The organism is Chryseobacterium sp. T16E-39, assembly GCF_002216065.1.
GTDB lineage: Bacteria > Bacteroidota > Bacteroidia > Flavobacteriales > Weeksellaceae > Chryseobacterium.
Genome location: NZ_CP022282.1, coordinates 3,348,990 through 3,374,808, shown reverse-complemented (window position 1 = coordinate 3,374,808; position 25,819 = coordinate 3,348,990). Strand labels below are relative to the sequence as shown.

The following is a 25,819-nucleotide window of genomic DNA, read 5'->3' as shown; positions in this document are numbered from 1 at the left end:
TTTTGTTTTAAAATAAACTCGCAAACCGCAAATAATCAATTAGATAACAAATTTACTACTGATTGACTGATGCTCATGAACCATCTTCATAACGTCTGCAAATAATGGGGCGCAAGATAGCACTTTTATTTTAGATGACAAACTATTTTTCACAGGAATTGAGTCAGTTACAATAACTTCCAATAATTGAGACTTCTCAATATTCTCGTAAGCCTTTCCTGAAAGTACTCCATGAGTAGCCATCGCTCGTACTGTTTTTGCTCCTTTTTCCATTAAAATATCTGCCGCCTTACAAAGCGTTCCCGCAGTATCGATCATATCGTCAATAAGAATAACGTTTTTACCAACTACATCTCCAATCAGGAACATCTCCTCTACGACATTTGCTTTTTTTCTTTCTTTATAAGCAATTACAACTTCAGCACCTAAATGTCCTGCATAGTTTTTAGCTCTTTTAGCTCCTCCCATATCTGGTGAAGCAATAGTAAGGTTATCCAAATTCAGATCTCTGATGTAATCTACAAAAATAGTAGAAGCATAAAGATGATCAACAGGAATTTCAAAGAATCCTTGAATCTGATCTGCATGCAGATCCATGGTCATAATTCTTGTCGCTCCTGCAGCAGTTAAAAGATTAGCAACCAATTTAGCACCTATCGGAGCTCTTGGTTTATCCTTTCTATCCTGTCTTGCAAGCCCAAAATATGGAAGCACAACAGTAATACTTTTTGCAGAAGCTCTTTTTGCAGCGTCAATCATTAGAAGAAGTTCTAAAAGATTGTCTGCCGGTGGGAATGTAGATCCTATTAGAAAAACTCTTCCACCTCTTACAGACTCGTCTAATACGGGCTCAAATTCCCCGTCACTAAACTCCTGGAAGTTTATTTTCCCTAATCCTTGCCCATAATGCTGAGCAATTTTTTCTGCCAAGTCCTTACTGGTTCTTGTACTAAATAGATAACTTAACTGATCGGCCATTTTTACTTTTTAAGATTTTGCAAATTTAAAAAAAAACCACAAGAATTTGTCTTGTGGTTTCTAAGTTTTTATTTTCTTGAAATATTATGGGAATTTTACACCCGAATAATTATTAACACTTACCTGTGGTAGTGTCGATTTATACTTCGCGTTAATCGATTTAATAAATTCATTTGCAACGATAGCATATCCTCTTCCTGTTAGGTGAACCCCATCAAGAGAAAAAGCGCCACCTGTCACAAATTTTGCAGTAAATTTTACTCCATCAAATGAAATTCCTGATTGACTATTAAGTTCAACCATTTTCTTATTGGCATCGACAAAAGCATATCCTTTAGCATCTGCTGCCGCTTTAATGGTAACATTATAAGCATCAATAGTAGTATTCACATCTGTAACTTCAGTTTGTGTTAATACATATTTATCAGCAAATGGGTAAGCAATCCCTCTTGCTCCAAGTGTTGCAGGAACTCCCGGAGGCAAAGTCTGAAGGGTGCCTATCGCCGCTTTTGAAGTTAAAGGAACTAGATCTCCAGCTTTAGCCTGTCTCGCTTGTCCATAAGTAGCACCAAGGTAAGGAGCTAAAGCAATCAAGGTTGGATTACCAGAAGCTAATGCTGCTCCAGTAATCTGAGTTCCTAAAGGAGCTAAGCTTTCATCAACTATAAGCAAAGGATTTGCATCTGTTTTAGAAAGTAATTTTATTCTATCCCCTGCTCCTATTGCTGTTAATATTTGGCTGAGTGGCCCATATAAATTAGCATTTAAATTATCTATTGTTGCATTACCTACCGTTACATTTCCTCCTCCAAGAACGGCAGCCGTCAATGGATTGTAAGGCACGGTTGTTAATGAAGGAATAGAAGTAACGCTAGGAATATTCGCGATCACCCCTTTAGCATTCGTTGATGCTATTTCATTAATTAGTGCGTTGTAATATTGTGTGAACTGTGCAGGTGGAGTAAGGGTTTCAATTGCAGTATCTCCTCCCGCAAGAGCATATAATAAGGCATCATTATTTCCTATCCATAATGAAAAGAAGGTAGGATTTTGTGCTTTAAAATCAGCAATAACAGATGTTGTAGGACTTGAAGCAAATCTTACAAAATAAGGATTAGCTGTTTTTGTAGGAATTCCCTGAATATTTCCATAACCCGGAGCCAGCAAATGAGCTACTTTTGCTCCAGGTACTCCCATATTATTGAAAGGTCCTGTTAGAATTGTATTAACTACTGTGGTAGCAGCATTATTATTTGCATTTTTTATATCTGGTGAGCCATTTACAAAGGCATTGATAAATAGTTTTGTGTCCGCGATCTGAACGGGACCTGCCAGGCTATTTAAAATTAATCCACCATTATTATCACCCATTAATGGTTGCTTGAAGTCACCTCCTCCAACAAGTTTCATTTGTTGAGCAATCATAGATGGATAAGATTCATTTTGCCCATCTAAATAAAGAGCACCATCTCTATATCCTGAAGTAAGTGAATTACCCAATGCAACATATTTAGAAAAGTTTGCTTCACCCTTTTCCACCTGGATATCTTTTACATCCGTATCAAAATCATTTTCGCAGCTTGTCGTAAATAAAAGGGCAGAAACAGCGATTGTAGAAATTATAATTTTTTTCATAGTCTTTCAATTAAAAAGGGTTATAAGATAAACCTAGACCAAAATAAAACGCGGTAGCCTTAGCTTGTCCAACAAACCCAAGGTTAGTATTATTTACGTCTCTAGCTTGAGGCATCGCATAACCTCCTGCGATATCTACTCCAAATTGTTTTAATTTGATACCAACCCCACCGGTTACTACATACGTATTAAATGAAGGTGTTTCAGCGACAAAGTTATCGTCAGAATATGGAGACTCATCATAGTATGCACCTAAACGACCGAAGATCATATTACTGAATGCATATTGAGTTCCCAGTCTGAAGGTTTTGGTATTTCTAAAGTTTTTCGGCGTAACAAGAATGGTAGGATCTGCCTGGTTTCCAATCGGAGCATTTGCAAAATCCAATGTTAACTTGCTGTATCTTTGCCATCCATGATAGTTAAAATCAGCAGAGACCAACCATTTAGGAGTAATTTTGTAGGTTAAACCCAGAGTATATTCTTCTACTAAAGGAAGTGTTGCTGAAAAGCCATCCTGACCGTTGGCACCTAACCCTAATAAAGAATAGATGGATTGTGAAGGGAATGTAAATGTAGCCGTTCCTTTTTTAGCTTTCATGTCTACCGGAGATCGATAAGCAATACTTACGTCCAGCTTATCTTCAGGTCTGAAGTAAAAACCAAAACCATATCCGTGACCACTTGCTTTTTCATCATTAATATTAATCTGTCCTCCAAACTGAGTAACCGCTTTATCCCAATCCACTTTTCCGCGGGCATAAATATAGCTTGCTCCAAAAGCCAACCAAGGGGCTAATTTTACAGAGACCATAGGTTGGAAATAGAAACTTTTTAGTTCTAATTTCTGAACCATTTCTTTTCCTTCCCAATTACTTGGCCATTTTATAGTACTCCCGAATGGAGTTGAAAAACTGAAACCAACTGATAAATTCTCAAGTGGTTTATAAGCAATAGCCGCATAAATTGGTGTCCCAAGAGGGTTATCAGTTTCTGTACTTTCTAAAGTATTTAAATTTTGAAAAGTAACTTTATTACTTGCTCCAAATCCTCCGGCAACTATACTTAGCTTGGAAGGAATGAATGACATACCTGCAGGGTTAAAAAACGCCACACTTGCATCTTCAGCATGAGCACTAGTATGTGCCATTGCCAATTGTTTTACCCCTTGCAAAGAAACTCTGAAGCCTCCAGCGTAAGATAAAACACCTGCCAATAAAGCAGTTGATACTAATATTTTTTTCATAGACTATTATTATATAATCCAAATATAAAATTATTTTGAATACGTCTGTTAATATTTCTTAATATTTTAAACAGAATCCCAAAAGAAAACTATGTTTAAAATAATACTTTAAGGAAAACTCACCTTAAAAGCATATATACTAGTACATTGATAATATTTCATCCGACGATTATCATTTTTGTTTAATATTAATCAAGGATGTTAATGAATATTTGAATTTTTTAGAATTACATAAAGATAAAAATATATAAATTTGCAAGATTAAATATTAGTTATATGAGTTGTGGATGTAAAACATCCGGCGATTCTGCGCATTCTTGCGGACCCAAGAAATCCGCGAATGGTTGTGAAAATGTAAATACCTGTGGTAATAGTTATAAATTAAGTGTTTTCGATTGGCTATCTAACATCAACAATCCCGCCTCTAACAGGTGTGATTTTGTAGAAGTTAGATTTAAAAATGACAGAAAATCATTTTATAAAAATGTAAATAATGTTCCTTTACATATAGGTAGTGTAGTCACTGTAGAATCAAGTCCCGGACATGATGTAGGTGTGGTAAGTCTCACCGGTGAATTAGTGAAAATTCAGATGAAAAAGAAAAAATCTTCTGAAGAGAACTCACTAAAAATATATAGATTGGCCAATCAAAAAGATATTGAAGTTTGGCAGGAAGCGAGAAAGAAAGAAGATAGTGTAAAGATACAGGCACGGAAAATTGCGCACAACATTGGGCTTGAAATGAAAGTTACCGATGTTGAATATCAGGGTGATGCTTCAAAAGTAACTTTTTATTACACGGCTGATAACCGAATAGATTTCAGGCAGTTAATAAAAGAATACGCCTCTACTTTCCGAACCAAGATCGATATGAAACAGATCGGTTTCAGACAAGAAGCTGCAAAAATCGGAGGAATTGGTTCATGTGGACGAGAGCTTTGCTGCTCGACATGGCTTACAGATTTCAGATCTGTAAATACAAACGTAGCAAGATATCAACAGCTGAGTATAAACCCACAAAAACTGGCAGGACAATGTGGCAAATTAAAATGTTGTCTTAATTATGAACTAGACAGCTATCTTGATGCATTAAGCAATTTCCCATCTTCTTCTACAACATTGGATACAGAAAAAGGAAGAGCTTTCTGTATTAAAATTGATGTGTTTAAAAAGAAAATGTGGTTTGCTTATGTTGACAGCTCTGTTGCATGGTATGATTTTGATATCGACCTGGTAAAACAATTTATTTCCAAAAATAAAAGAGGGGAAAGGATCCAACCGTTGGAAGACCTTAAACAACCCGATATTCCATTGCAAAGCATTGATTTGATTCAGGAAAATAGTGTTGACAGATTTGAAAAGAAGAATAAAAACTTCAATAAAAACCGCAACCAAAACCATAATCAGAATAATAACCAGAACAGATCAAACAATAATCAGGGTCCAAGAAAAAACAGACCTGAAAGATCTGAAAATGCTCAGGCAAATTCTAATCACAATCCAAAGCAACCAAGGCCTCAACAGCCAAAAGTGCAGCATTTAGAAAAAACCGAAGCAAATTCTGATCCTGATAAAAAGCCGCAACAAGGTCCAAATAAGAAAAAATTTAAAAAGAAATTTCCTCCAAAAAAAGACAACAATGCATAAATTTTTAGGATTATTATCCCTTATTCTTTTCTTGAGTTGTAATTCTTCAGGAGAAAATGTAACAATGAATTCTGTTGATAACAAATGGAATAAGAAAAGTGAGCAAAAATTTAATCTTGAAATTTCAGACCCACAGAATCCTAAAAATATTATATTTGTTGTAAGAAATAATAACGATTATCCTTATAGCAATATAAGATTTATTGTTAATTTCACTAATCTTCAAAACAAGAAAAAAGAGACTGACACATTGAATTATGTCCTTACAAAACCGAATGGAGAATGGCTTGGAACAGGTTTTGGAGACACGAAGGAAACACTCTTTCAGTATAAATTGAATTATAAATTTCCTGAAAAGGGAAAATATGAAATCGGATTGATACAAGCGATGAGAAACGACTTCCTTCCTGGAATTGAAGATGTAGGAGTAAAAATAGAAACGGCTAAACCGTAACCATAAATGGAAGAAAACAAAAAAAACACAGGGACTAAAGGAAAAACATTTCCTCTTCCCCCCAAAAAGAATAATAAAAATACCGGTTGGAAGAAATGGGTTAGATTTATTTGGCTTGGACTTATTGTAGCTGTTTTAGGAATTTCAGGAACTTTCTTTGCTGTTTCACAAGGCTTTCTTGGTGAAATGCCAGATGTAGAAGAACTTGAGAATCCTGATATTTATGTTGCTTCTCAAATTTTTTCTGCAGATGGGGTTCTATTAGGCAAATTTGAAAAAGAAAAGACCCAACCGATCACTTATAAAGATCTTCCTCCTTTTCTAGTTTATGCTTTACAGGCTAAAGAGGATGAGCGCTTTAAAGAACATTCAGGAATTGATTTACAATCAATTGCAAGAGCTGTGGTTTATGGTGGTGGAAGAGGTGGAGGATCTACGATTACTCAACAGCTTGCAAAATTACTTTTCACAGGAGGTGCTTCGCAAAACAAACTTGCAAGAGCATTTCAAAAGTTAAAGGAATGGGTTGTAGCAGTAAGCCTTGAAAGAAGATATACGAAAGAAGAAATCGTCACCCTATATTTCAATAAGTTTGACTTTTTATACAATGCAAACGGAATTGAAATGGCTTCAAAAATCTACTTTAATAAAAGTACAAATCAGCTTACACTTCCTGAGGCTGCTATGTTTGTTGCTATGCTGGAAAATCCGGTAAAAAACAATCCGATGCGTAATGAAACAAGAGCAAAGGCAAGAAGAGATGTTGTTTTAGAACAAATGCAGAAAACAGGATATATTGATCAGAGTACGTATGACAAGGCAGTAGCAACCCCTATTACTTTAGATTATCATCCAATCAAAAACATCAACGATGACTACTCTGCTTACTATAAGTTTTATTTAAAGAAAGAAATCGACACTTATCTTAAAGATCACGAAAAAGAAACCGGAAAGAAATTAAACCTTTACAAAGACGGTCTAAAAATATATGTAACCCTTGATTCTAAAATGCAAAAATATGCAGAAGAAGCGATCAAGGAACACTTAACGGATCTGCAAAAAAGATTTGATGCAGAGCAAAGAGGAAGAAAAAACAGACCTTTCTACTACTTAACGGATAAGCAAATTAGTGGTGTAATGACCCAGGCGATGAAAAGAACCGGGCGTTATAAACTTCTAAAAGCTGCCGGAGTTTCTGAGGATTCAATTTTAATGGAATTCCACAAGCCAATAAAAACATCACGTTTTACCTGGAATGGGGAGGAAGAAGTTGAAATGTCACCTTGGGATTCTATCAGATATCACAAACAAATTGCTCAGGCAGGGCTAATGTCAATGGTTCCGGGAACAGGTGAAATTAAAGCCTGGGTAGGAGGAATTGACTGGCAACATTTCCAATACGACCATATTAAACAAGGAAAGAGACAGGTAGGTTCCACGTTTAAGCCTTTCGTATATGCAACAGCGATTATGAAACTTGGCATGACTCCTTGTTCAGCAGTTTCAAATGGAACTTACGATCATAATGGATGGCATGTTCCTGGTAGAGGAGGAATGTTGACATTGAAAGATGCTTTAGCACACTCTCAAAACCCTGTTGCAGCCAGACTGATCGAAATGACGGGTGTTGATGCAGTAATACAGACCGCAAGAGATCTGGGAGTTACTGAAGAAATACCAAGAAACAATACTATTGCATTAGGTTCTTCTGATATTACAATCTACGAGATGCTAGGTGCCTACAGTACTTTTGCTAATTATGGTAACTACAATAAACCGGAAATGATCTGGAGGATTGAAGATGCCAACAGCAGGGTTATTAAGGAAGTCAATGTAAATCCAAAAGAAGTAATGAATCCTCGTTATGCCTATACTATGATTGAATTGATGAAAGGAGTTGCCCAGTTTGGTACCGCTTCCGGAGAACTTTCAAGAAGGGGTATTTCGAAAGCCGTAGAAATTGCAGCAAAAACGGGTACAACACAGAATAACTCTGATGGTTGGTTTATGGGTATTACTCCAAAACTTGCTACAGGAGCGTGGGTTGGATGGGAAGACAGAGCAACGCACTTCTATGGAACTGGTGAAGGGCAGGGAGCTAGAATGGCTTTACCAATTTGGGCTATTTTCATGAAAAAAGTTTGGGCTGATAAGAGTTTAGGAGTCACTCCGGACGATAAATTCACAAAACCATCTGATTGGAAAGACGGATGCTCAGACCTTAAAGGGCTAAGCGGAGGCTACGGTGACGATGGTGGTTTACAGACCATTGATGAGATTAAAAATCCAAAACCTGTTGATCCGACACCAAAAAACAATTCTACTAAAAAAGAAGAAAACGTAAATGACAATCTCAATAAAAATGAAGATATAGATTTTAATAAATAATTTCTCTTTTACAAATACATGAGACCTTTCAAGCAATTTGAAAGGTCTTTTTTTATTATTGTATCTTTGAATCATGAATATTAAAGACATCCGACAACCCTTTATAAAAGCTTTTCCCGGAGATTTCTCGGAAAACCCAATGCAAAGAGTTACTCCAAAAGTTCTCTTTTCAACCACCTATCCGGCAGGTTTTGAAAATCCTCAATTAATTGTTTTTAATGAAAAACTTTCGGAGGAAATTGGTTTGGGAACTTATGAAGACACTGATCTCGATTTTCTTGTTGGAAATAATCTTCCGGCAAATATTCAGTCGTATGCCACTGCTTATGCAGGTCATCAGTTTGGGAACTGGGCAGGACAACTCGGGGATGGCAGGGCGATACTAGCCGGAGAGATAATAAACGAATCCGGGCAAAAAAATGAAATTCAATGGAAGGGATCCGGAGCCACTCCTTACTCAAGACATGCTGATGGAAGAGCTGTACTGAGGTCTTCAGTCAGAGAGTATCTTATGAGTGAGGCGATGTATCATTTAGGAGTTCCAACTACGAGAGCCTTAAGTTTATGCTTTACGGGAGAAGATGTCATAAGAGACATGATGTACGACGGAAATCCACAGAAAGAAAAAGGAGCTGTAGTTATCAGAACTGCAGAAAGCTTTCTTCGATTTGGTCATTTTGAATTAGCTTCAGCTCAACAGGAATATAAAACATTACAAGATCTTGTTGATTTTACCATCAAGAACTATTTTCCTGAGGTCACATCATTAGATACTGACAAATACAAAGACTTTTTTAAAAGTGTTTGCACTAGAACTGCAGATATGATTACAGAATGGCTCAGAGTAGGATTCGTGCATGGAGTCATGAACACAGACAACATGTCTATTCTTGGTCTGACCATTGATTATGGTCCCTATTCGATGATGGATGAATATAATTTGAATTTCACACCCAATACGACCGATCTACCTGGAAGAAGATATGCGTTTGGAAAACAAGGCCAGATCTCACAATGGAATCTTTGGCAGCTTGCAAACGCTCTCCATCCATTAATAAAAGATGAAAAGTTCCTTGAGGATACCCTTAATAATTATGGCACCTATTTCTGGGAAGCTCATGATAAAATGCTTTGTAAAAAGTTTGGTTTCGATCAATTATTGGAAGGAGATGAGGAGTTTTTTGGCAACTGGCAAGGATTGATGCAGGAATTACGACTTGATCATACTTTATTTTTTAACGTGCTTGAAAAGCTGAAAGTAGAAAATAACAACGAATTAATTAAAAACATTTCTTATATCCATTTACATGATGACCTACTAAGAAAATTTGAAAGTTTTATTACAAAATACAATGAAAGACTCTCAAAAAATACCATCACAAAAGAAGAATCTTTCAAATTAATGCAAAAGGCAAATCCAAAATTTATTCTAAGAAACTATCTTTTATATCAATGCATCGAAGAAATTAATGATGGCAAAACAGACTTATTAAAAAAACTAACTCATGCTTTAGAAAATCCGTATGAAGAAATTTATACAGAATTTTCTGCAAGGAGGCCAATAGACTATGATGACATTTCAGGATGCTCCACTTTATCATGCAGCTCGTAAGTTTATAATATTAATTAAGATATGTAACTCTTATTGAAAAAATGCTTATTTTTGGTACAATTTAATAATAGCATTATGAAAAAGACTTTACTTTCTTTAGTATTATTCGCAGGGATTTGGGGGAACGCCCAAACCGTTCTGTTAGAAGAAGGCTTCGAATCTTATACTGACTTTGCAATCACTGGGATTGGTAACTGGAAAACCTTAGACTTAGATGGCTTAGATACTTATACGGGAGGTGGACCTGTAGTTGGAGGAACTACTGTACCTGGTTGGACCGCCAACTGGACCAATGCCGGAGCTCCAATGGCATTTCAGATCTTTAATCCTTCTGCAAGTAACGCCACAAATAATCTTACAGCAGTAACAGGCGTTGATGAAGAAGTAAGAAATTTCACGCCACATGGAGGACTAAAAACCGCAGTATCTTGGGCAGCATCTCTACCAGGTGGTGTTCCCGTAAATAATGACTGGCTTATTTCTCCTCCGGTAACACTAGGAGCGGGCGGTAACCAACTAAGCCTTTGGGTAAAAGCTCTTTCTCCAGACTATGTTGAAAATTATAAAATAGGTGTATATGTTGGTAGTGGCACTCCTACAGCTGCGGCTAATTTCACCATAATTTCCGGGGCCAGCCCCTTAGTTGCTCCGTATGCGGCATGGCAACAAGCTACTCAAAACCTTGACGCTTATAGTGGACAAACAATAAGAATAGGTATCCAGTACATGTCTTCCGATAAATATATGTTTATGGTAGATGATGTTAAAATCACGACAGGGACCCTTTCAACAAATGAAGTTTCTTCCAAAACCAAAGCAAGTGTTTACCCTAATCCTACTAAAGGAGAAGTTGAAATTAAAACAGATAAAAAAATAAAATCAGTTTCCATTTTTGATGTTTCTGGTAGATCCGTTTTAAAAACAACATCAGCAAAACAAGATCTTTCTTCGTTCTCTAAAGGAACTTATTTACTGCAAATTGAATTTGCCGATGGAACTTCATCTACAGAAAAAGTAATTAAAGAATAATAACTTTTATCATATAGAACAAAACTCACCATTGTTGGTGAGTTTTTTATTTTACTTTTGCAAAAACTTTAAATAAAGTGAACTTCAAATCTAAACTGATCGATTTTTTCCGGCTTATATTTCCTTCATCCTTAATTGAATTATGGGTGTTTCTATTTTTTATGATAGCATATGGAATTTTAAGCTCTTATATCGCTTTTAATTACACCATTATTTTTGATGATCGGATTCCGTGGGATGCCTACTTTAGTTTTGACAACCGCTCTATTGTAATGACAGGCGGAAGCTTTGAGAGACACCCGCTCTCCTATTACTTTTTTAATTGGATAAGAGAATTTGCATTTTTAGTATCTAACGGAAAAACAGATGCTACTTTCCGGTTAGTATTAGCATGGCTAAGCACTACTGCTGTCAGTTTAAGCGTATTACAGGTCTTTAAATATTTAAAGAACATCATCAGAATTCCTTTGATGATTAACCTATTAATTATATTATTCTTCAGCTTCTTCTCAACATGTATTTTACTTTCTTTCACGCCGGAAAATTTCACGTATACTCTTCTTCTTCTTTGCCTGTATAATCATTATGCAGCTATTAAACTTAAAAAAGAAGAAAAAATATCTGGTTTAGCACTCATATTCGCTGGAATTTCAATCGGCGGGCTTACCATTACAAATATTGTTAAAGCTTTTATTCCTGTAGTATTTGAAAAAGGCCTGTTCAGAAATTGGAAAAAATTTGGAGATGCCACTTTTCGGACAATCCTTACCTGTATATGTTTTATTCTTCTTTACTTAAACCGCATTCATTTTAAGTATGAAAACATCTTTAACAAGACCAATGAACAGTATGAAAAATTTTCTAATGTAAAATCAACCCCAATCTGGGATATGATACTATCCTATTTTTTCGGTGGTAACATCCTGTTTTCAAGTTTCATTATACGCGACAAGCACAATATGAAGGGATTTAATTTCAAAGGATTAATTATGGATGTCTATTCCTCATGGATCCCCTATGTATTTATCGCCCTTTTATTAGGGTTGATATTGTGGAGTTATTTTAGAAACTTCAAAAATAAACTGGTTCAAATAGTCATGATCTCGTTTATTCTGGATATTATCATTCATTGTATCATGAGGTTTGGGTTGCATACTTCATACATTTATGGTGGGCATTTTGTTTTTGTATTTCCAATTTTATTAGGGTGGCTATTTTATTCGTACAGATCTTCTCCCAAAATATTATCGTTTTTAACAGTTACAATAGGAATATTATTCATTTATCTTGCGATAAATAATTACATCAGGATGACAGAATTTTTCTGGTTTTTAAATTCTTATTATCAATAAAAAAGCTGAGAAGAAGATCTTCTCAGCTTTTTTATTTTAGGTCAAAACAAAACTTATTTTGCTTCCGCACAGAATATTCTATATTGCACTGCTACAGCAGATTTAAAGTATTCTCTAATTTTGGAAAGGTCTGAAGACGCGCTCTGTTTTGTAAAATAACTACCCGCTAAAATTTTATAATTAGGTCTTAATGAAGCATCCGTTTCAACCTTTAAATTAGGAAACCTTTTTCTAAAATACGATTTAATTTCGTTTGCTTCATCGTTACTTTTCACAGTTGTAATCTGTATTTTGTACCCAAGAATCCTTGGATTCTTTCTACAGATTTCAGCATTGGTCAATTCCCTATTCGGAACATATATTTTTGTAGGTTTTGTATAAGTTTCTTCACTATTGTCTCTGGGAGTTGTAGTGGTAACCACTCTTGAACATTTGTCTTCTAAGTTCTCTAAAGCATCTTTTACTTTAGGATCCATAGACATTATGAGTTCCGTTCCAGATAACGTATCCTTCTTTACAACCTGCTGGGCTTCAATCTTATAAAATCCAAAAAAGGACAGTATTGACAATATTTTGATTAAATTTTTCATTTAAACTTGTTTCCGCAAATTTATACAAATTAAAAAATTATACCAAACAGAGTTATTTAGAATCAATACAAATTAAACGTAAATGATATTTTCCCCTTTCCTTATGCCGTTAAATTCCTGTTAAAAATATTATTTTTGCGGGATTGATTGAATGTTCAATATTTTACTAACATAAGATAATTTAAATGATTAGTTGGAGAAAGCATTATAAACAAACGTTGATCGCAATAGGCTTATTGCTATCAACCAGTGCTTCATTTTACGGGCAAGACGGCGATCCTAAAAACGGCGAGAAACTTTTCAAAGCGAATTGTACTGCATGTCACGCTCTGGATAAACAAGTGATAGGACCTCCTTTAAAAGGAGTTGTAGAACGAGTAAAGACAGAGGGTGGTAAAGACAGAGATTGGCTTCATAAGTGGATCAAAGACAATAAAGCTCTAAGGGCTTCTGGGGATAAATACGCCAACGAGATTTTTGAAAAATTTAATAAAACTGAAATGTTACAGTTTCCTAATCTTACAGAGAAGGATATTGATGATATTTTAGCTTTTACAACTAATCCTCCGGCTCCAGAACCGGAACCAACTGCTACCACTGCAACAGACACAGCAGCAGCGGCGCCAGCAGACAAAACAACAACCAATGTGGTAATCATTTCACTTTTAGCGATTGCAGGTTTATTGGTTTGGATCTTACTTAAACTAAGACAATTAGTTAAGTTAGGTCAATCTGAAGACTTAGCTGGATTAAACGCAACTAGAGTTCGTTCATTCAGTGAAATCTACGAAAAATACCATTATATAGGTAAAGGATTGCTTGCAATTCTAGCTATTTTGGCAACTTATGGAATTTGGAACTGGATCATGTGGATCGGGGTTTACAAAGGATATAAGCCAGATCAGCCTATCTATTTCTCACACAAAATTCACGCTGGAGAACAAAAAATTGACTGTCAATTATGTCACTCAAGTGCTAAATATGGTAAGGTTTCTGAAATCCCTTCTATGAACGTTTGTATGAACTGTCACAGAACAATTTCTGAATACAATGCAAAACACTATATGGAGCCTGGAAAAGATAAGGCATTCTACGACGGTGAAATTCAAAAGATTTATCAGCATACAGGCTGGGATCCTGCGAAACAACAATATACAGGAAAAACTGAACCCGTAGAGTGGACAAGAATCCACAATATGCCGGATTTCGTATATTTCAATCACTCTCAGCACGTTGTTGCAGGTGAGCAAGCAATTATCAACTCTTTCAACAAGAAAAATCCAAATAACAAAATTGATGTTGTTTGTAAAGCTTGTCACGGAAAAATAGATACAATGAATGTTGTTCAAATGGCTAATGATTTCACTATGGGATGGTGTATCGAGTGTCACAGAACTACTGAAGTTGATATGAACAACGGTTATAATAAAGAATACTTCAAAAATCTACACGACAAGTTGAAAAAACAATACCCTAAAGATGGTGGTAAGATTACTGTAGATGCAATTGGAGGTCTTGAGTGTGGTAAATGTCATTATTAATAACTAAAAATTAGAAGTATAAATGGCTTCAAACAAAATACAATTTAGAAGTATTCATGAACTTAAAGACCCAGCTTTAAATAATAAGCTGGCTCAAAAAGAGTTTCAGGAAGAAATTCCGGTAGAGGATTTCCTTGGAGATGCTGAACAAAACGGATCAGGTACTTCAAGAAGAGATTTCTTAAAATTATTAGGATTTTCTACTGCAGCAGTAACACTTGCTGCTTGTGAAGCTCCGGTAATTAAAACGATTCCTTACGTGGTAAAACCTCACGATATCATTCCTGGGGTTCCTAATTACTACGCTTCAACATATTTTGATGGTTTCGATTTCGCCAGCGTTTTAGTAAAAACACGTGAAGGAAGACCAATTAAAATTGATCCAAACCCAGCAGCAGGCGATTTAGGTAAAACTAACGCAAGAGCTCAGGCAAGTGTACTTTCTCTTTATGATAATGATAAAGTAAAACAGCCTAAGCTGGATGGTAAAGACGAAACTTTTGACAAAGTAGATGATTTTGTTCTTAAAGGTTTAGGAGAGGCTCAGGCAGCTGGTAAAAAGATTGTCCTTTTATCTCAGTCTTTTGCTTCACCAACTTTTAAAAAGTTATTTGCTGAGTTTAAAGCTAAATATCCTACAGCTGAACTTGTAACTTATGATGCTTTCCCTTACTCTGCTGCATTAGATGCTGCTCAGGAAGTATTCGGACAAAGAGCATTACCGGTTTACGATCTTAAAGGTTCTGAGCTGATCGTTTCTTTCCAGGCAGATTTCTTAGGAGAATACAATGCTGCAAGCTTAGAAACATCTTATGCTGAAGCTAGAAAACCGGGAGCAAACATGTTGAGACATATCCAGGTGGAATCTAACATGTCTTTAACTGGTGCTAACGCTGACTCAAGATACAGACTAAAACCAAGTGCAGTAAACAAAACATTAGTGGAAGTTTACAATGCAATTGTGGGTGGCGGTGCTACATCTGATAAAACAGCTACTGAAATTGTAAAAGAACTTAAAGCAAAAGGCAGCAAAGCTGTTGTATTTGCAGACGGTTCTAAAGCAGCTCAAGTTTTAGCTCACTTAATTAATCAGAAATTAGGATCTGTTGCTTTCACTGGTAAAGCGAACTTCTTAAAAGAATTTGATAAAGCAAGATATCAGGAATTCTTAGGATGGGTAAATGCAGGACAGGTTGGAGTTTTAATTACAAACAATGTAGATCCTATTTATTCTCACTATAAAGGTGCTGAATTTGAAAAAGCAATTAAAAACGTTCCTTACGTAATTGCAGTTGCTGATAAGAAAAACGCAATGTATAAAGCAGCGAAAGCTGTAATTCCTGTAGCAAACTGGCTGGAATCTTGGGGGGATATGGAACCTCAGACTGGAGTTTATACATTAATGCAGCCTACTATCCAGAAAATCTATAAATCAAGACAGATTGAAGAGTCTCTATTGGTTTGGAAAAATGGAAAAAACAATGCTGCAAACAACTACTATGACTATTTAAAAGCTAGTGCTGCTTCTATCTTAGGAGCGACTTCTTTCAACAAAGCTCTATATAATGGTATCGTTCCTTCAAACAATGCAACAACGTTGTCTTACGCTGGAGGAAATGCAGCTCAGGCTGTTGCTGAGTTAGGAAACTTTAAAGCTTCTGATTTAGAATTGGTATTGTATACTAAGACTTCAATTGGAGATGGTACTCAGGCTAACAACCCTTGGTTGCAAGAATTACCTGATCCATTGACTAGAATGTCTTGGGATAATTATTTGACAATCTCTCCTAAAGATGCTGAAAGATTAGGAATAGAGAATGATCTTAATGCAAGAATGCAGTTAGATGGTTCTATCGTAAATCTTACTGTAAACGGAGTAGTAATAAAAGATGTTCCTGTATTTATTCAACCAGGTCAGGCAGACGGATCAGTAGGTCTTGCACTTGGGTATGGTAAAAAGGATTCTGGAGCAACTGCTGATACAGGAGTAAATGCATATCCTTTATTTGATGGTTCTAATTTAGTAGTATCAAACGCTAAAATAGAAAAAACAGGTGAAGATCATGAGTTTGCAGGTATTCAGCTTCAAAACACTCTAATGGGTCGTTATGAAATTGCTAAGGAAGTTCCTTTAACAGAATACTTAAATGTAGCATTCGATGATGAGCACAAAGGATGGAATAAACCTTTGGAGTACCACACAATCAGTGGAGCTCTTCCTGCAAGAAAGATAGATCTTTGGGATGCTTTTGATGATACAGACGGACCTCACTTTAACTTATCAATCGACTTGAACTCTTGTACTGGTTGTGGAGCATGTATCATTGCTTGTCAGGCAGAAAACAACGTTCCTGTTGTAGGTAAAGAAGAGATCAGAATGTCAAGAGATATGTACTGGTTAAGAATTGACCGTTACTACTCTGCTAAAGAGAAAATCGAAACTAAAGAAGGTATTGACAGAGGATTAAATGTTCCTAACCTATATGACATCTTAATCGAACCAAACGAAAGTCCAGATGTGATTTTCCAACCGGTAATGTGTCAGCACTGTAACCACGCTCCATGTGAAACTGTATGTCCGGTAGCGGCTACTTCTCATGGTAAGCAAGGACAAAACCACATGGCTTACAACAGATGTATTGGTACCAGATATTGTGCAAACAACTGTCCTTACAAAGTAAGACGTTTCAACTGGTTTACGTATAACCTGAATGATAAGTTCGACTTCAACATGAACAATGATTTAGGAAGAATGGTACTTAATCCAGATGTGGTTGTAAGAACAAGAGGGGTAATGGAGAAATGTTCAATGTGTATCCAGGAAACTCAAGCTACAATCTTAGCTGCTAAGAGAGACAACAGAAAAGTATCAGATGCTGAATTTAAAGCCTCTTGTGCTTGTGCTGCGGCTTGTTCTACCGGATCTATGACTTTCGGGGACATGAATGATAAAGAGTCTGAAGTTAGAGAATTATATTCTAGTAACAGAAGATATTATTTACTGGAAGAGATCGGAACCAAGCCAAATGTGTTCTATCACACTAAAGTAAGAAACAGAGTAGAAAAATAAAGTTTAAATAATAAATAGGTAAAAAATGTCAGGACATTACGAAGCTCCGATAAGGGAACCTCTAATTATTGGTCACAAAACTTATCACGATATCACAGAAGATATTGCACGACCTATCGAAGAAAGAGCAGGTAAATTATGGTGGGTATCACTATATGCAGCATTAGTTCTATTCATCTATGGATTCGGGTGTATCGCTTATACTATCGGAACAGGTATTGGAGCATGGGGGCTTAATAGAACTATTAACTGGGGTTGGGATATTACCAACTTCGTATGGTGGGTAGGTATTGGTCACGCCGGAACCTTAATCTCAGCGGTATTATTATTATTTAGACAGCGTTGGAGAATGTCTGTAAACCGTTCAGCTGAAGCGATGACGATCTTCGCAGTTGTACAGGCAGCAATCTTCCCTGTAATTCACATGGGTAGAGTTTGGGTTGGATATTGGGTATTCCCTCTTCCTAACCAGTTTGGTTCTCTTTGGGGGAACTTTAACTCTCCTCTACTTTGGGACGTATTTGCAATCTCTACGTATTTCTCAGTATCTACAGTATTCTGGTTTATGGGATTAATCCCTGACTTTGCAATGATCAGAGATAGAGCTAAAACGCCTTGGACAAGAAAAATTTATACATTCCTTGCATTCGGTTGGGGTGGTAAAGCAAAACACTGGCAGAGATTCGAAGAACTATCTTTGGTATTGGCAGGTTTAGCAACTCCACTTGTATTCTCAGTACACACTACCGTATCTTTTGACTTCGCAACTTCGGTTATTAAAGGATGGCACTCTACGATCTATCCTCCTTACTTCGTTGCAGGTGCGATTTTCTCAGGATTCGCAATGGTACAAACACTATTGTTAATTGCTAGAAAAGTTTGCCACTTAGAAGATTATATCACGATGTATCACATCGAGATTATGAACATCGTAATCGTTGTAACAGGTGGTATGGTAACCGTAGCATATGCAACTGAATATTTCATCGGATGGTATTCCGGATCAAGATTTGAAGACTTTACTTATCTTTCTCCAGGTGCTGCAACAGGACCTTACTGGTGGGCTTTCTGGGCGTTGATTACTTGTAACTTAATTATCCCGGCTTCTTTCTGGTTCAAAAGAGCAAGAACGAATATTATCTGGACATTTATTGTTGCATTAATTATCAACATCGGTATGTGGTTTGAGCGTTTTGATATCATCGTTATCAACCTTTCAAGAGATTACTTGCCAGGATCATGGACGATGTTTAAACCAACGATTATTGACGTGGGTGTATATTTAGGAACAATCGGATTCTTCTCTGTATTATTCTTATTATATGCGAGAACATTCCCTGTAATTGCACAGGCTGAATTAAAATCGATTTTGAAAATCTCAGGTGAAACTTATAAAGCAAAAGAAGGAGATGAGCACCACTAAAATTGTATACGGACTTTATGCTGATGACGACGATTTAATGAACGGCGTTAAAGCATTCAACGATAAAGGAATAACGATAAACGAAGTTTATACTCCATTCCCTGTTCACGGACTAGATAAAGCTTTAGGTTTAAAGAAAACCAGAATTTCTGATGCTGCTTTCTTCTATGCACTTTATGGTGTTACCATCGGTGCGACTGTAACCTGGTACGTAATGAATCATGACTGGCCTCAAAATATTGGTGGTAAACCAGCTTTTGATTGGGGACATAACATGCCGGCATTCGTAGTTCCAATGTTTGAATTAATGGTATTCTGTGCTGCTCACATGATGTCTCTTACCTTCTTAGTTAGAAATAAGATGTATCCTGGAGCTCCGGCACAAAATCCAGATCCAAGAACTACAGATGACAAATTCATGATGGAGTTTGTAACTGAAGATGTAGAATCTGTAAAACAGCTACTTATTGAAACTGGAGTTGAAGAAATAACTGTTAAAGACGCTTAAAATGAAAAAGAATGTACTAAGAATTACTGCAATCTTAGGTTTAACAACAGTTTTACTTAATTCTTGCGGACCGAAAGAAAATGCACCCCTGGTATATTTCCCGGATATGTATTTCCCGGTAGCTTATGATCCATTGATGAAAGCTCAGGACGCTTATTCAGATCATGAGAATGAAATTCCAGCGTTTGTAAAAAATAGCTTTGCAACAGGACTTGCTCCGGTAGAAGGAAGTGTTGCTCAAAATAAAGACGGAGTTTTCGAAGAAAGTTTACTTCCGAAAAATGTAGATGAGTACAATGCAGGATATGATGCATCAAAAAAACTGACAGCTTCACCTTTAAATCCAGCTAATGCAGCTAAGGATATTGAAAGAGGTAAAATGTTGTTTGATCGTACTTGTGCAGCATGTCATGGAACAGGAGGAGATGGACAAGGTCCAATTGTACAAAGCGGTGCTTTCTCTGGTGTACCTAATTACGCTGACAGAGAAATTACTGTAGGATCTGTTCATTATGTATTAACAAACGGTAGAAATGCAATGGGTTCTTATGCGGGACAATTGAACGCAGGAGACAGATGGAGAGTAGCAATGTATGTAATCAGTGCTTTCAAGAAAAATGCAGCACCTGCAGCAGCTACAACAGCTCCAGCTACACCAGCTGCAGCAACAACAGAGACTACTACCGCAACTAAAAAATAAGAAAAGAAATGTATACTTTTTCACCAAAATTAAAATCAATTTCTATAATACTACTTGTAGTAGGTTTAGTTCTATTTAGTATTGGTTTTTTCTTGAACAAAGGAATCAGCACAGAGAAAATTGAACAGATGATGGAAGCTGTTCATGCTTCAGGTCATAATGCTCCTACTCATTCAAGTGAGATGGTAGGTCCTCAGGATCATGCTGCTCATTTAGAGCATGCAGAATTACAGGTTCACAACCAACCTTTGGCATCATTACACTTTGTAGCTGTATTTTTCTTTGGAGTAAGTTGTGCAGTATTATTTTTCTACTGTATTCAGCATGCTGCTCATGCAGGTTGGCCAATCATTATTACAAGAGTAATGGAAGCGATTGCTTCTTATATTCCATATGGAGGAGCAATTCTGATTATCCTTATGTTATTAAATATCTATCACCAAGGGCACTTATTCCACTGGATGGATCCTGAGTTGACAAACCCGGATTCCCCGCACTTTGATGTGATCTTATTTGAAAAGAAAAGATTCTTAAATATCCCTTTCTATGCATTCAGAACTTTCTTATATGTAATTGGAGCTTCTTTCTTTGCATGGAAACTGAAAGCGCAGTCTAAAAAAGTGGATGAGACAAAATCAAGAGTAGAGTATCAATTCCTTTACAGATGGGCAGTAGGATATATCGTATTCTTCGGCTTCTGTTCAGCTGCTTGGGCTTGGGACTGGTTGATGTCTATTGACCCTCACTGGTATTCTACAATGTATATCTGGTATTCAATGGTAAGTTGTCTTTCTAGTGGTATTGCTGTGATTATTTTGATCAGTGTATATCTTAAGAAAAACGGATTCTTACCTCAGTTCAATGATAATCACTTGCACGATCTTGGGGTATTCCTTTTCGCTACAAGTATGCTTTGGACGTATACATGGTTTGCACAGTTTATGCTTTATTGGTATGCAAACGTACCAGAAGAGGTTAACTACTTCTTTGGAAGATTCCAACACTATTCACCAACATTCTTACCAATGTTAATTATCAACTTCCTATTACCTTTATTAGTATTAGTAAGTAGTAGCATTAAGAGAAACTATAAAGTAGTTACTGTAATGGCGGTGGTTGTTATTTTAGGACATATTTTAGATTACTTCAATATGGTAATGCCTGGAACGGTTGGACCATACTGGAAAACTCCTGAGGTATTCATTTTAATACTGGGATCTATCTTATTTGTAGTTGGGTTGTTCATGTTTACTGTAATGACAGCATTATCTAAACTGAAACTAATTCCTACAGGAAACCCGTTCTTACACGAATCTGAAATTTATGAGTATCCTTTCTAAGGACTTGTAACAAAATAAAACTATAAAAGACTGATTATTAAATAATCAGTCTTTTTTTATGCAAAAAATCGGGTTTTCATGCAACCATTCAGGAAATATGTTGTCTTACATATAAATACCAATCAGTAAACACCCATTATTTACTATGAAAACAAACTATTTATTACAAATTCTTTTTACACTCATACTTAATCTGACCCATGCGCAGACTATTACTTTTGTTTCAGAAAAAGACAATAAACCTCTTCCGAGAGTCTCAGTATTTGGAAAAGATGGAAGCATCTTGGCTTATTCTGACATTGAGGGTAAAATAGATAAAAAGACATTAGATCCAACTCAGGAAAAGTTTCAATTAATCTATGATAATTTCTCGGTAGCATCACTTTCATATGCAGAACTTGATCATGATGTAATAAAGATCAATGATCGTATCAAGGAAATTGAGCCCGTTATTATCAAGAATAATAAACCTGCAAAATATATTTTTATAAAAGGCAATTTCAATTCATATGTAACTGTCAATAACAAACTCAATGCTTATGCTGACGGAATTATAACATACATTTTTGACAATAAAAGTAAAAAGTTAAAAAGCACGAATGTTCAACAATATAGAATTTATAGATTAGAAGATCCTAAAAATGAAAAAAAACATACTTCATCATGGGATTATGGAAATTCTTTAAATCTTCCAAAATTAAAACATATCGGGAATCCTGAAGAGTATAAAACAAGAATGACAGCAATAAAAGAGCTCAAAGGAGAACGAAAAGATCAAATAGAAATTTCCGGTGGTTTGTTGCAGGAGAAAGAGTTTGCCTTCCTGGGATTTCGATTCTACGATCTAAGAACAATTCTGAATCTTTCATTTGAACAAGGCTCCTCCAAAACCTTAAAAGATTTTCTGGAGTATAATGAACTTAACTTTATTAAATTAAAACATAAAAGTGAGCCGAACTTTAATCAAATAATCGCTTATTCAAACTTCTATCCTACTGAATTCAGTTTCGAAAATAACAACGATATCGAAAAAGTAAGATATGATAAGGATAACAGCAATTATCAAACAAAATTCTGGCAAGATGCATCGTTTCCTAATATGCAAACTATTTTCAGTAATTTTTTTAAAGGCGACCTTAAAGAGCAGCTTAACAAAAAATAAAATCAACTTTTTATATGAAATGGATGGTCTCAGAAAGAAAATAAAAAATAAAAAATTTCTATTAATAAAGGTTTTACTAAATTTGTAACAAACCAAATAAAAATGAAAAAGTTTTCTCTTCTACTAATTTTTAGTTTATTGCTTTTTACAGCATGCAAGAAAGATCATGTAGATGCTACGAGTACAAAAACTTTACAGTCAAGTATCAACGACATGGCTTCCAGCCTTTCTACCATTAAACAGATCAAGTTTAATGAAGCGCTTTACATCCTCAAAACATTTGGAGTAGATGCAGATGGCGATATCAATGAAGTGAAGGCCCTGGGTAAACTTATTGATGGAAAAAAAGTTCCTGAAATTTTGTCTATGGCTGATGAAGTTGCTCAAAAAAACAATATCGAATGGGCAAGTACTGCCCCTCCTTCACTTGGTGAAATGAATATCTTTGGAGATGAAAAAGCAAAAGAAAGCGATCCTAATGATGTTAAAGCTAATTCATTGAGTATTATCACAAGACCATCAGCTGACGATGGAAATGGTGCAACAGCAATTCAAATCATTCCTAAACTTGTAGATAATGCTGGAAATCCAGTTACATTTACCGGTGCAGGACTTGAGGCAACCTTGGAAGTTTTCAGTAATGGTGTAAAACTTTCAACAGCTAAAAACCTAATGACGGATAATAATTTTAAAGGATTCAATTTGAGATTTTCGTCACTCTTAGCCTCAAAAGTTGTAGATAACAAAATAGATATCACAGTTTCTGTTAAGACGACAGCGAAAACTTTCAAAATGTCTAAGATCGGATTGGATGTTAATCCTTCAGCATTAAAAGTTCCTGCACCTCCAAAAACAGACTCAACAGTAGTAAATACAGATCCAAACGCAGTAATTGATCCTAACAATCCGACAGGAACTGCTCCTTCGCCGACAGATCCTTCTGCAACTCCAGTGCCTGCTACACCTAAACAACCAGTAGCAGATCCAAAAAACACTGTAACTAAATTTTTAAATAACGTAAGTTCACAGAATTTAAAAGCAGCATTTGATGCTTCAAATAATCCAAGCTGGGGAAGTTATGAATCTTTTTCAAACCCTACTTCAGGATTTGGATCAGTAAAGAATGTTAGCGTTAAAAATATCACTACGAATGCAACCAACACAAGCAGCTCAAGTGTAAATGCGACATACGATGTTACAGACAAAAACGGAAAAACAACTTCTCTGAAAGTAACTTTCGGCCTTAAGAATGTAAACGGCGACTGGAAAATTTCCAGTTATAAAATAAATCCATAAATGGCCTCACAGGAATTAATACAGCAACTGGAAAATACGATTGAAAATGTCCCTGACTTTCCGATTCCCGGAATTCAGTTTAAAGACATTTCACCTATCTTTCTTAATCCAAAGTTGTATGAAGATGTAATTGAAGATCTTGTTAAATTCAGTAAAGGAAAAATAGATGCCGTTTGTGGGATTGAAAGTCGTGGATATCTTTTCGGAATTGCCATAGCAGTCGCTCTGGAGGTTCCATTTATCTTAATTAGAAAAAAAGGGAAACTACCGCCACCCATAATTTCAGAAAAGTATGATCTGGAATATGGAAGCGCAGAAATAGAAACCCGCGAAGGCCAGATAAAAAAAGGACAACGAATTCTAATTCATGATGACTTGCTTGCAACTGGAGGAACAACGGAAGCTGCTGCAAAATTAGTTGAAAAACAAGGTGCGAAAGTAACACAGTTCAGTTTTTTAACTGCTTTAAAAGATTTAAATGGTGATGAAAAACTAAAAAAATTCAACGCGGAAATCTATCATATTTTAGAATATTAAATAATACATTCAAAGTATTTTGTAAATCCCTCAGAAACAATTAAATTTGCAATTCAATTTTTAAGAATTTATGGCAAAACTTGCAAAGAATGCTCAAAAAGAGCAAGAAGGTAAAGAAACAGTGGAATTTTTTAAAGATCTTGACAGAGAGGCTTTAAACACAGAAAGATTCCTTGAAAAGTACTCAAAACCTCTAGGTATTGTTTTTGGGGCTTTAGTTTTAGGAGTTCTAGGTTTTTTCGCATACAAACAATTTGTAGTTGCTCCTCAAAATACTGAAGCAGTAAAAACATTCCTTGCCGCTCAAAAAAATCTTACTGAAGGTAAAGATAAAGAAGCTCTAGGGGGTAAGTCTGCTGCAAACCCAGGTTTTATTGGAACTTACAATGACTTCTCTTCTACTGACATAGGTAAACTTGCTGGTTATAATGCTGGTTTATTAAAATTCAAAGAAGGAAAATTCCAGGAAGCTTATGATCTTTTAGATCAGTTTTCTTCAGATAACAAAACATTAATGGCTATGAAATACGGAGCTATGGCAGACGCTAAATCAGGTCTTAATAAAAATGATGAAGCTCTATCCTTATTAGACAAAGCTTCTACAGCCTCTTCTGATCCTTATACTTCATATTATTTTACAAGAAAAGCAGGGATCGTTGCATTAGGATTAAAGAAAAATGCAGACGCTAAAAAATACTTTTCATCTATTGAAGAAAAATATCAGGACTACGACAACGGAATGTCTGACTCTTATATTGAAATGACTAAATATTATTAAAAAATGGCAACAGTTAATCTTTCCGATTACAAGCCACTTCATATAACCAATGCCGAAGATTTTTCTATCGGCATTGTTTTTTCTGAGTGGAATGACTTTGTAACTTACAATCTTCGTGATGCAGCTTTAGAAATCCTTGAAAAAGAAGGAGTAAAAAAAGAAAATATAAAACTTTTTACCGTTCCCGGAGCATTTGAATTAAATTATGCAAGTATGCAGCTTTGCAAAGAACGAAAATTCGATGCAGTAATTGCAATAGGATGTATTATCAGAGGAGAGACTCCTCACTTTGATTTCGTATCTGCAGGAGTAGCTCAGGGAATAAAAGACTGTAACATTCTAACGGATACTCCAACCATTTTCTGTGTTCTTACTGATGACACCAAAGAGCAATCTATCGCACGTAGCGGCGGAGATTTAGGCAATAAAGGTGTTGAAGCTGCCGTTACAGCCCTAAGAATGATAGATTTTAAAAGGAAACTATCTGAAAAAAAGACTAATATTGGCTTTGGAAATTCTTAAAACCTAAATCA

At 35.8% G+C, this 25,819-nt stretch carries 21 protein-coding genes; 17 read left to right on the top strand and 4 right to left on the bottom strand.

The window, feature by feature from the left end; translation table 11 throughout:
- Nucleotides 1–39: 39 nt before the first annotated feature.
- From CEY12_RS15310 to CEY12_RS15300, 3 genes are all read right to left on the bottom strand, one after another.
- On the bottom strand, nucleotides 40–978 hold the full coding sequence (locus CEY12_RS15310) for a ribose-phosphate pyrophosphokinase (RefSeq protein WP_089028513.1): 939 nt from the start codon (nucleotides 976–978) through the stop codon (nucleotides 40–42).
- An 84-nt stretch (nucleotides 979–1,062) separates the two neighbouring features.
- Nucleotides 1,063–2,613: a G-D-S-L family lipolytic protein gene (locus tag CEY12_RS15305; protein WP_089028512.1), complete on the bottom strand. Its 1,551-nt coding sequence runs from the start codon at nucleotides 2,611–2,613 to the stop codon at nucleotides 1,063–1,065.
- A gap of 10 nt (nucleotides 2,614–2,623) precedes the next feature.
- Nucleotides 2,624–3,859 carry an OmpP1/FadL family transporter gene (locus CEY12_RS15300; RefSeq protein WP_089028511.1) on the bottom strand — a complete coding sequence of 412 codons (1,236 nt, stop codon included), beginning with the start codon at nucleotides 3,857–3,859 and terminating at the stop codon, nucleotides 2,624–2,626.
- Nucleotides 3,860–4,135: 276 nt separating this feature from the next.
- Here CEY12_RS15300 and CEY12_RS15295 point away from each other — a divergent pair, with 276 nt between their 5' ends.
- From CEY12_RS15295 to CEY12_RS15270, 6 genes are all read left to right on the top strand, one after another.
- The gene (locus tag CEY12_RS15295) at nucleotides 4,136–5,506 is read left to right on the top strand and encodes a stage 0 sporulation family protein (RefSeq protein ID WP_089028510.1); all 1,371 of its coding nucleotides are present in this window, start codon (nucleotides 4,136–4,138) and stop codon (nucleotides 5,504–5,506) included.
- Nucleotides 5,499–5,960, top strand: coding sequence for a gliding motility lipoprotein GldH (locus CEY12_RS15290; RefSeq protein ID WP_089028509.1), 462 nt, complete (start codon nucleotides 5,499–5,501; stop codon nucleotides 5,958–5,960). Before CEY12_RS15295 ends, CEY12_RS15290 begins: the two co-directional genes overlap by 8 nt.
- 6 nt (nucleotides 5,961–5,966) lie before the next feature.
- Entirely contained in the window at nucleotides 5,967–8,348 is a 2,382-nt protein-coding gene (locus CEY12_RS15285; RefSeq protein ID WP_089028508.1) for a transglycosylase domain-containing protein, read from the top strand.
- Between the two features lie 73 nt (nucleotides 8,349–8,421).
- Nucleotides 8,422–9,960, top strand: coding sequence for a protein adenylyltransferase SelO (locus tag CEY12_RS15280; RefSeq protein ID WP_089028507.1), 1,539 nt, complete (start codon nucleotides 8,422–8,424; stop codon nucleotides 9,958–9,960).
- Nucleotides 9,961–10,035: 75 nt separating this feature from the next.
- Nucleotides 10,036–10,989 carry a T9SS-dependent choice-of-anchor J family protein gene (locus CEY12_RS15275; RefSeq protein WP_089028506.1) on the top strand — a complete coding sequence of 318 codons (954 nt, stop codon included), beginning with the start codon at nucleotides 10,036–10,038 and terminating at the stop codon, nucleotides 10,987–10,989.
- A gap of 77 nt (nucleotides 10,990–11,066) precedes the next feature.
- Nucleotides 11,067–12,341, top strand: a complete 1,275-nt coding sequence (locus tag CEY12_RS15270; RefSeq protein WP_089028505.1) for a DUF6080 domain-containing protein — start codon at nucleotides 11,067–11,069, stop codon at nucleotides 12,339–12,341.
- A gap of 53 nt (nucleotides 12,342–12,394) precedes the next feature.
- Here CEY12_RS15270 and CEY12_RS15265 read toward each other — a convergent pair whose 3' ends face one another.
- Nucleotides 12,395–12,931 (bottom strand): sporulation protein, encoded by a 537-nt coding sequence (locus CEY12_RS15265; RefSeq protein WP_089028504.1) that lies wholly within the window; start codon nucleotides 12,929–12,931, stop codon nucleotides 12,395–12,397.
- Nucleotides 12,932–13,116: 185 nt separating this feature from the next.
- Between CEY12_RS15265 and CEY12_RS15260 the strand changes: the two genes are divergently transcribed.
- From CEY12_RS15260 to ribH, 11 genes are all read left to right on the top strand, one after another.
- The gene (locus CEY12_RS15260) at nucleotides 13,117–14,472 is read left to right on the top strand and encodes a c-type cytochrome (RefSeq protein WP_089028503.1); all 1,356 of its coding nucleotides are present in this window, start codon (nucleotides 13,117–13,119) and stop codon (nucleotides 14,470–14,472) included.
- 22 nt (nucleotides 14,473–14,494) lie between these two features.
- Nucleotides 14,495–17,542, top strand: coding sequence for a TAT-variant-translocated molybdopterin oxidoreductase (locus CEY12_RS15255; RefSeq protein WP_089028502.1), 3,048 nt, complete (start codon nucleotides 14,495–14,497; stop codon nucleotides 17,540–17,542).
- A 25-nt stretch (nucleotides 17,543–17,567) separates the two neighbouring features.
- On the top strand, nucleotides 17,568–18,965 hold the full coding sequence (gene nrfD / locus CEY12_RS15250; protein WP_089028501.1) for an NrfD/PsrC family molybdoenzyme membrane anchor subunit: 1,398 nt from the start codon (nucleotides 17,568–17,570) through the stop codon (nucleotides 18,963–18,965).
- Nucleotides 18,952–19,473 (top strand): DUF3341 domain-containing protein, encoded by a 522-nt coding sequence (locus CEY12_RS15245; protein ID WP_089028500.1) that lies wholly within the window; start codon nucleotides 18,952–18,954, stop codon nucleotides 19,471–19,473. Before nrfD ends, CEY12_RS15245 begins: the two co-directional genes overlap by 14 nt.
- A gap of 1 nt (nucleotide 19,474) precedes the next feature.
- Entirely contained in the window at nucleotides 19,475–20,173 is a 699-nt protein-coding gene (locus CEY12_RS15240; RefSeq protein WP_089028499.1) for a c-type cytochrome, read from the top strand.
- Nucleotides 20,174–20,181: 8 nt separating this feature from the next.
- The gene (locus CEY12_RS15235) at nucleotides 20,182–21,513 is read left to right on the top strand and encodes a quinol:cytochrome C oxidoreductase (protein WP_089028498.1); all 1,332 of its coding nucleotides are present in this window, start codon (nucleotides 20,182–20,184) and stop codon (nucleotides 21,511–21,513) included.
- A gap of 145 nt (nucleotides 21,514–21,658) precedes the next feature.
- On the top strand, nucleotides 21,659–22,675 hold the full coding sequence (locus CEY12_RS15230; protein ID WP_089028497.1) for a hypothetical protein: 1,017 nt from the start codon (nucleotides 21,659–21,661) through the stop codon (nucleotides 22,673–22,675).
- Between the two features lie 102 nt (nucleotides 22,676–22,777).
- A complete protein-coding gene (locus tag CEY12_RS15225) occupies nucleotides 22,778–23,971 on the top strand; it encodes a hypothetical protein (RefSeq protein ID WP_089028496.1) in 1,194 nt (397 codons plus the stop codon).
- Nucleotides 23,972–24,508: an adenine phosphoribosyltransferase gene (locus CEY12_RS15220; protein ID WP_089028495.1), complete on the top strand. Its 537-nt coding sequence runs from the start codon at nucleotides 23,972–23,974 to the stop codon at nucleotides 24,506–24,508. It begins immediately after the preceding gene.
- Between the two features lie 70 nt (nucleotides 24,509–24,578).
- The gene (locus tag CEY12_RS15215) at nucleotides 24,579–25,286 is read left to right on the top strand and encodes a hypothetical protein (protein ID WP_089028494.1); all 708 of its coding nucleotides are present in this window, start codon (nucleotides 24,579–24,581) and stop codon (nucleotides 25,284–25,286) included.
- A 3-nt stretch (nucleotides 25,287–25,289) separates the two neighbouring features.
- The gene (gene ribH / locus CEY12_RS15210; RefSeq protein ID WP_089028493.1) at nucleotides 25,290–25,808 is read left to right on the top strand and encodes a 6,7-dimethyl-8-ribityllumazine synthase; all 519 of its coding nucleotides are present in this window, start codon (nucleotides 25,290–25,292) and stop codon (nucleotides 25,806–25,808) included.
- The last annotated feature ends 11 nt before the right edge of the window (nucleotides 25,809–25,819 follow it).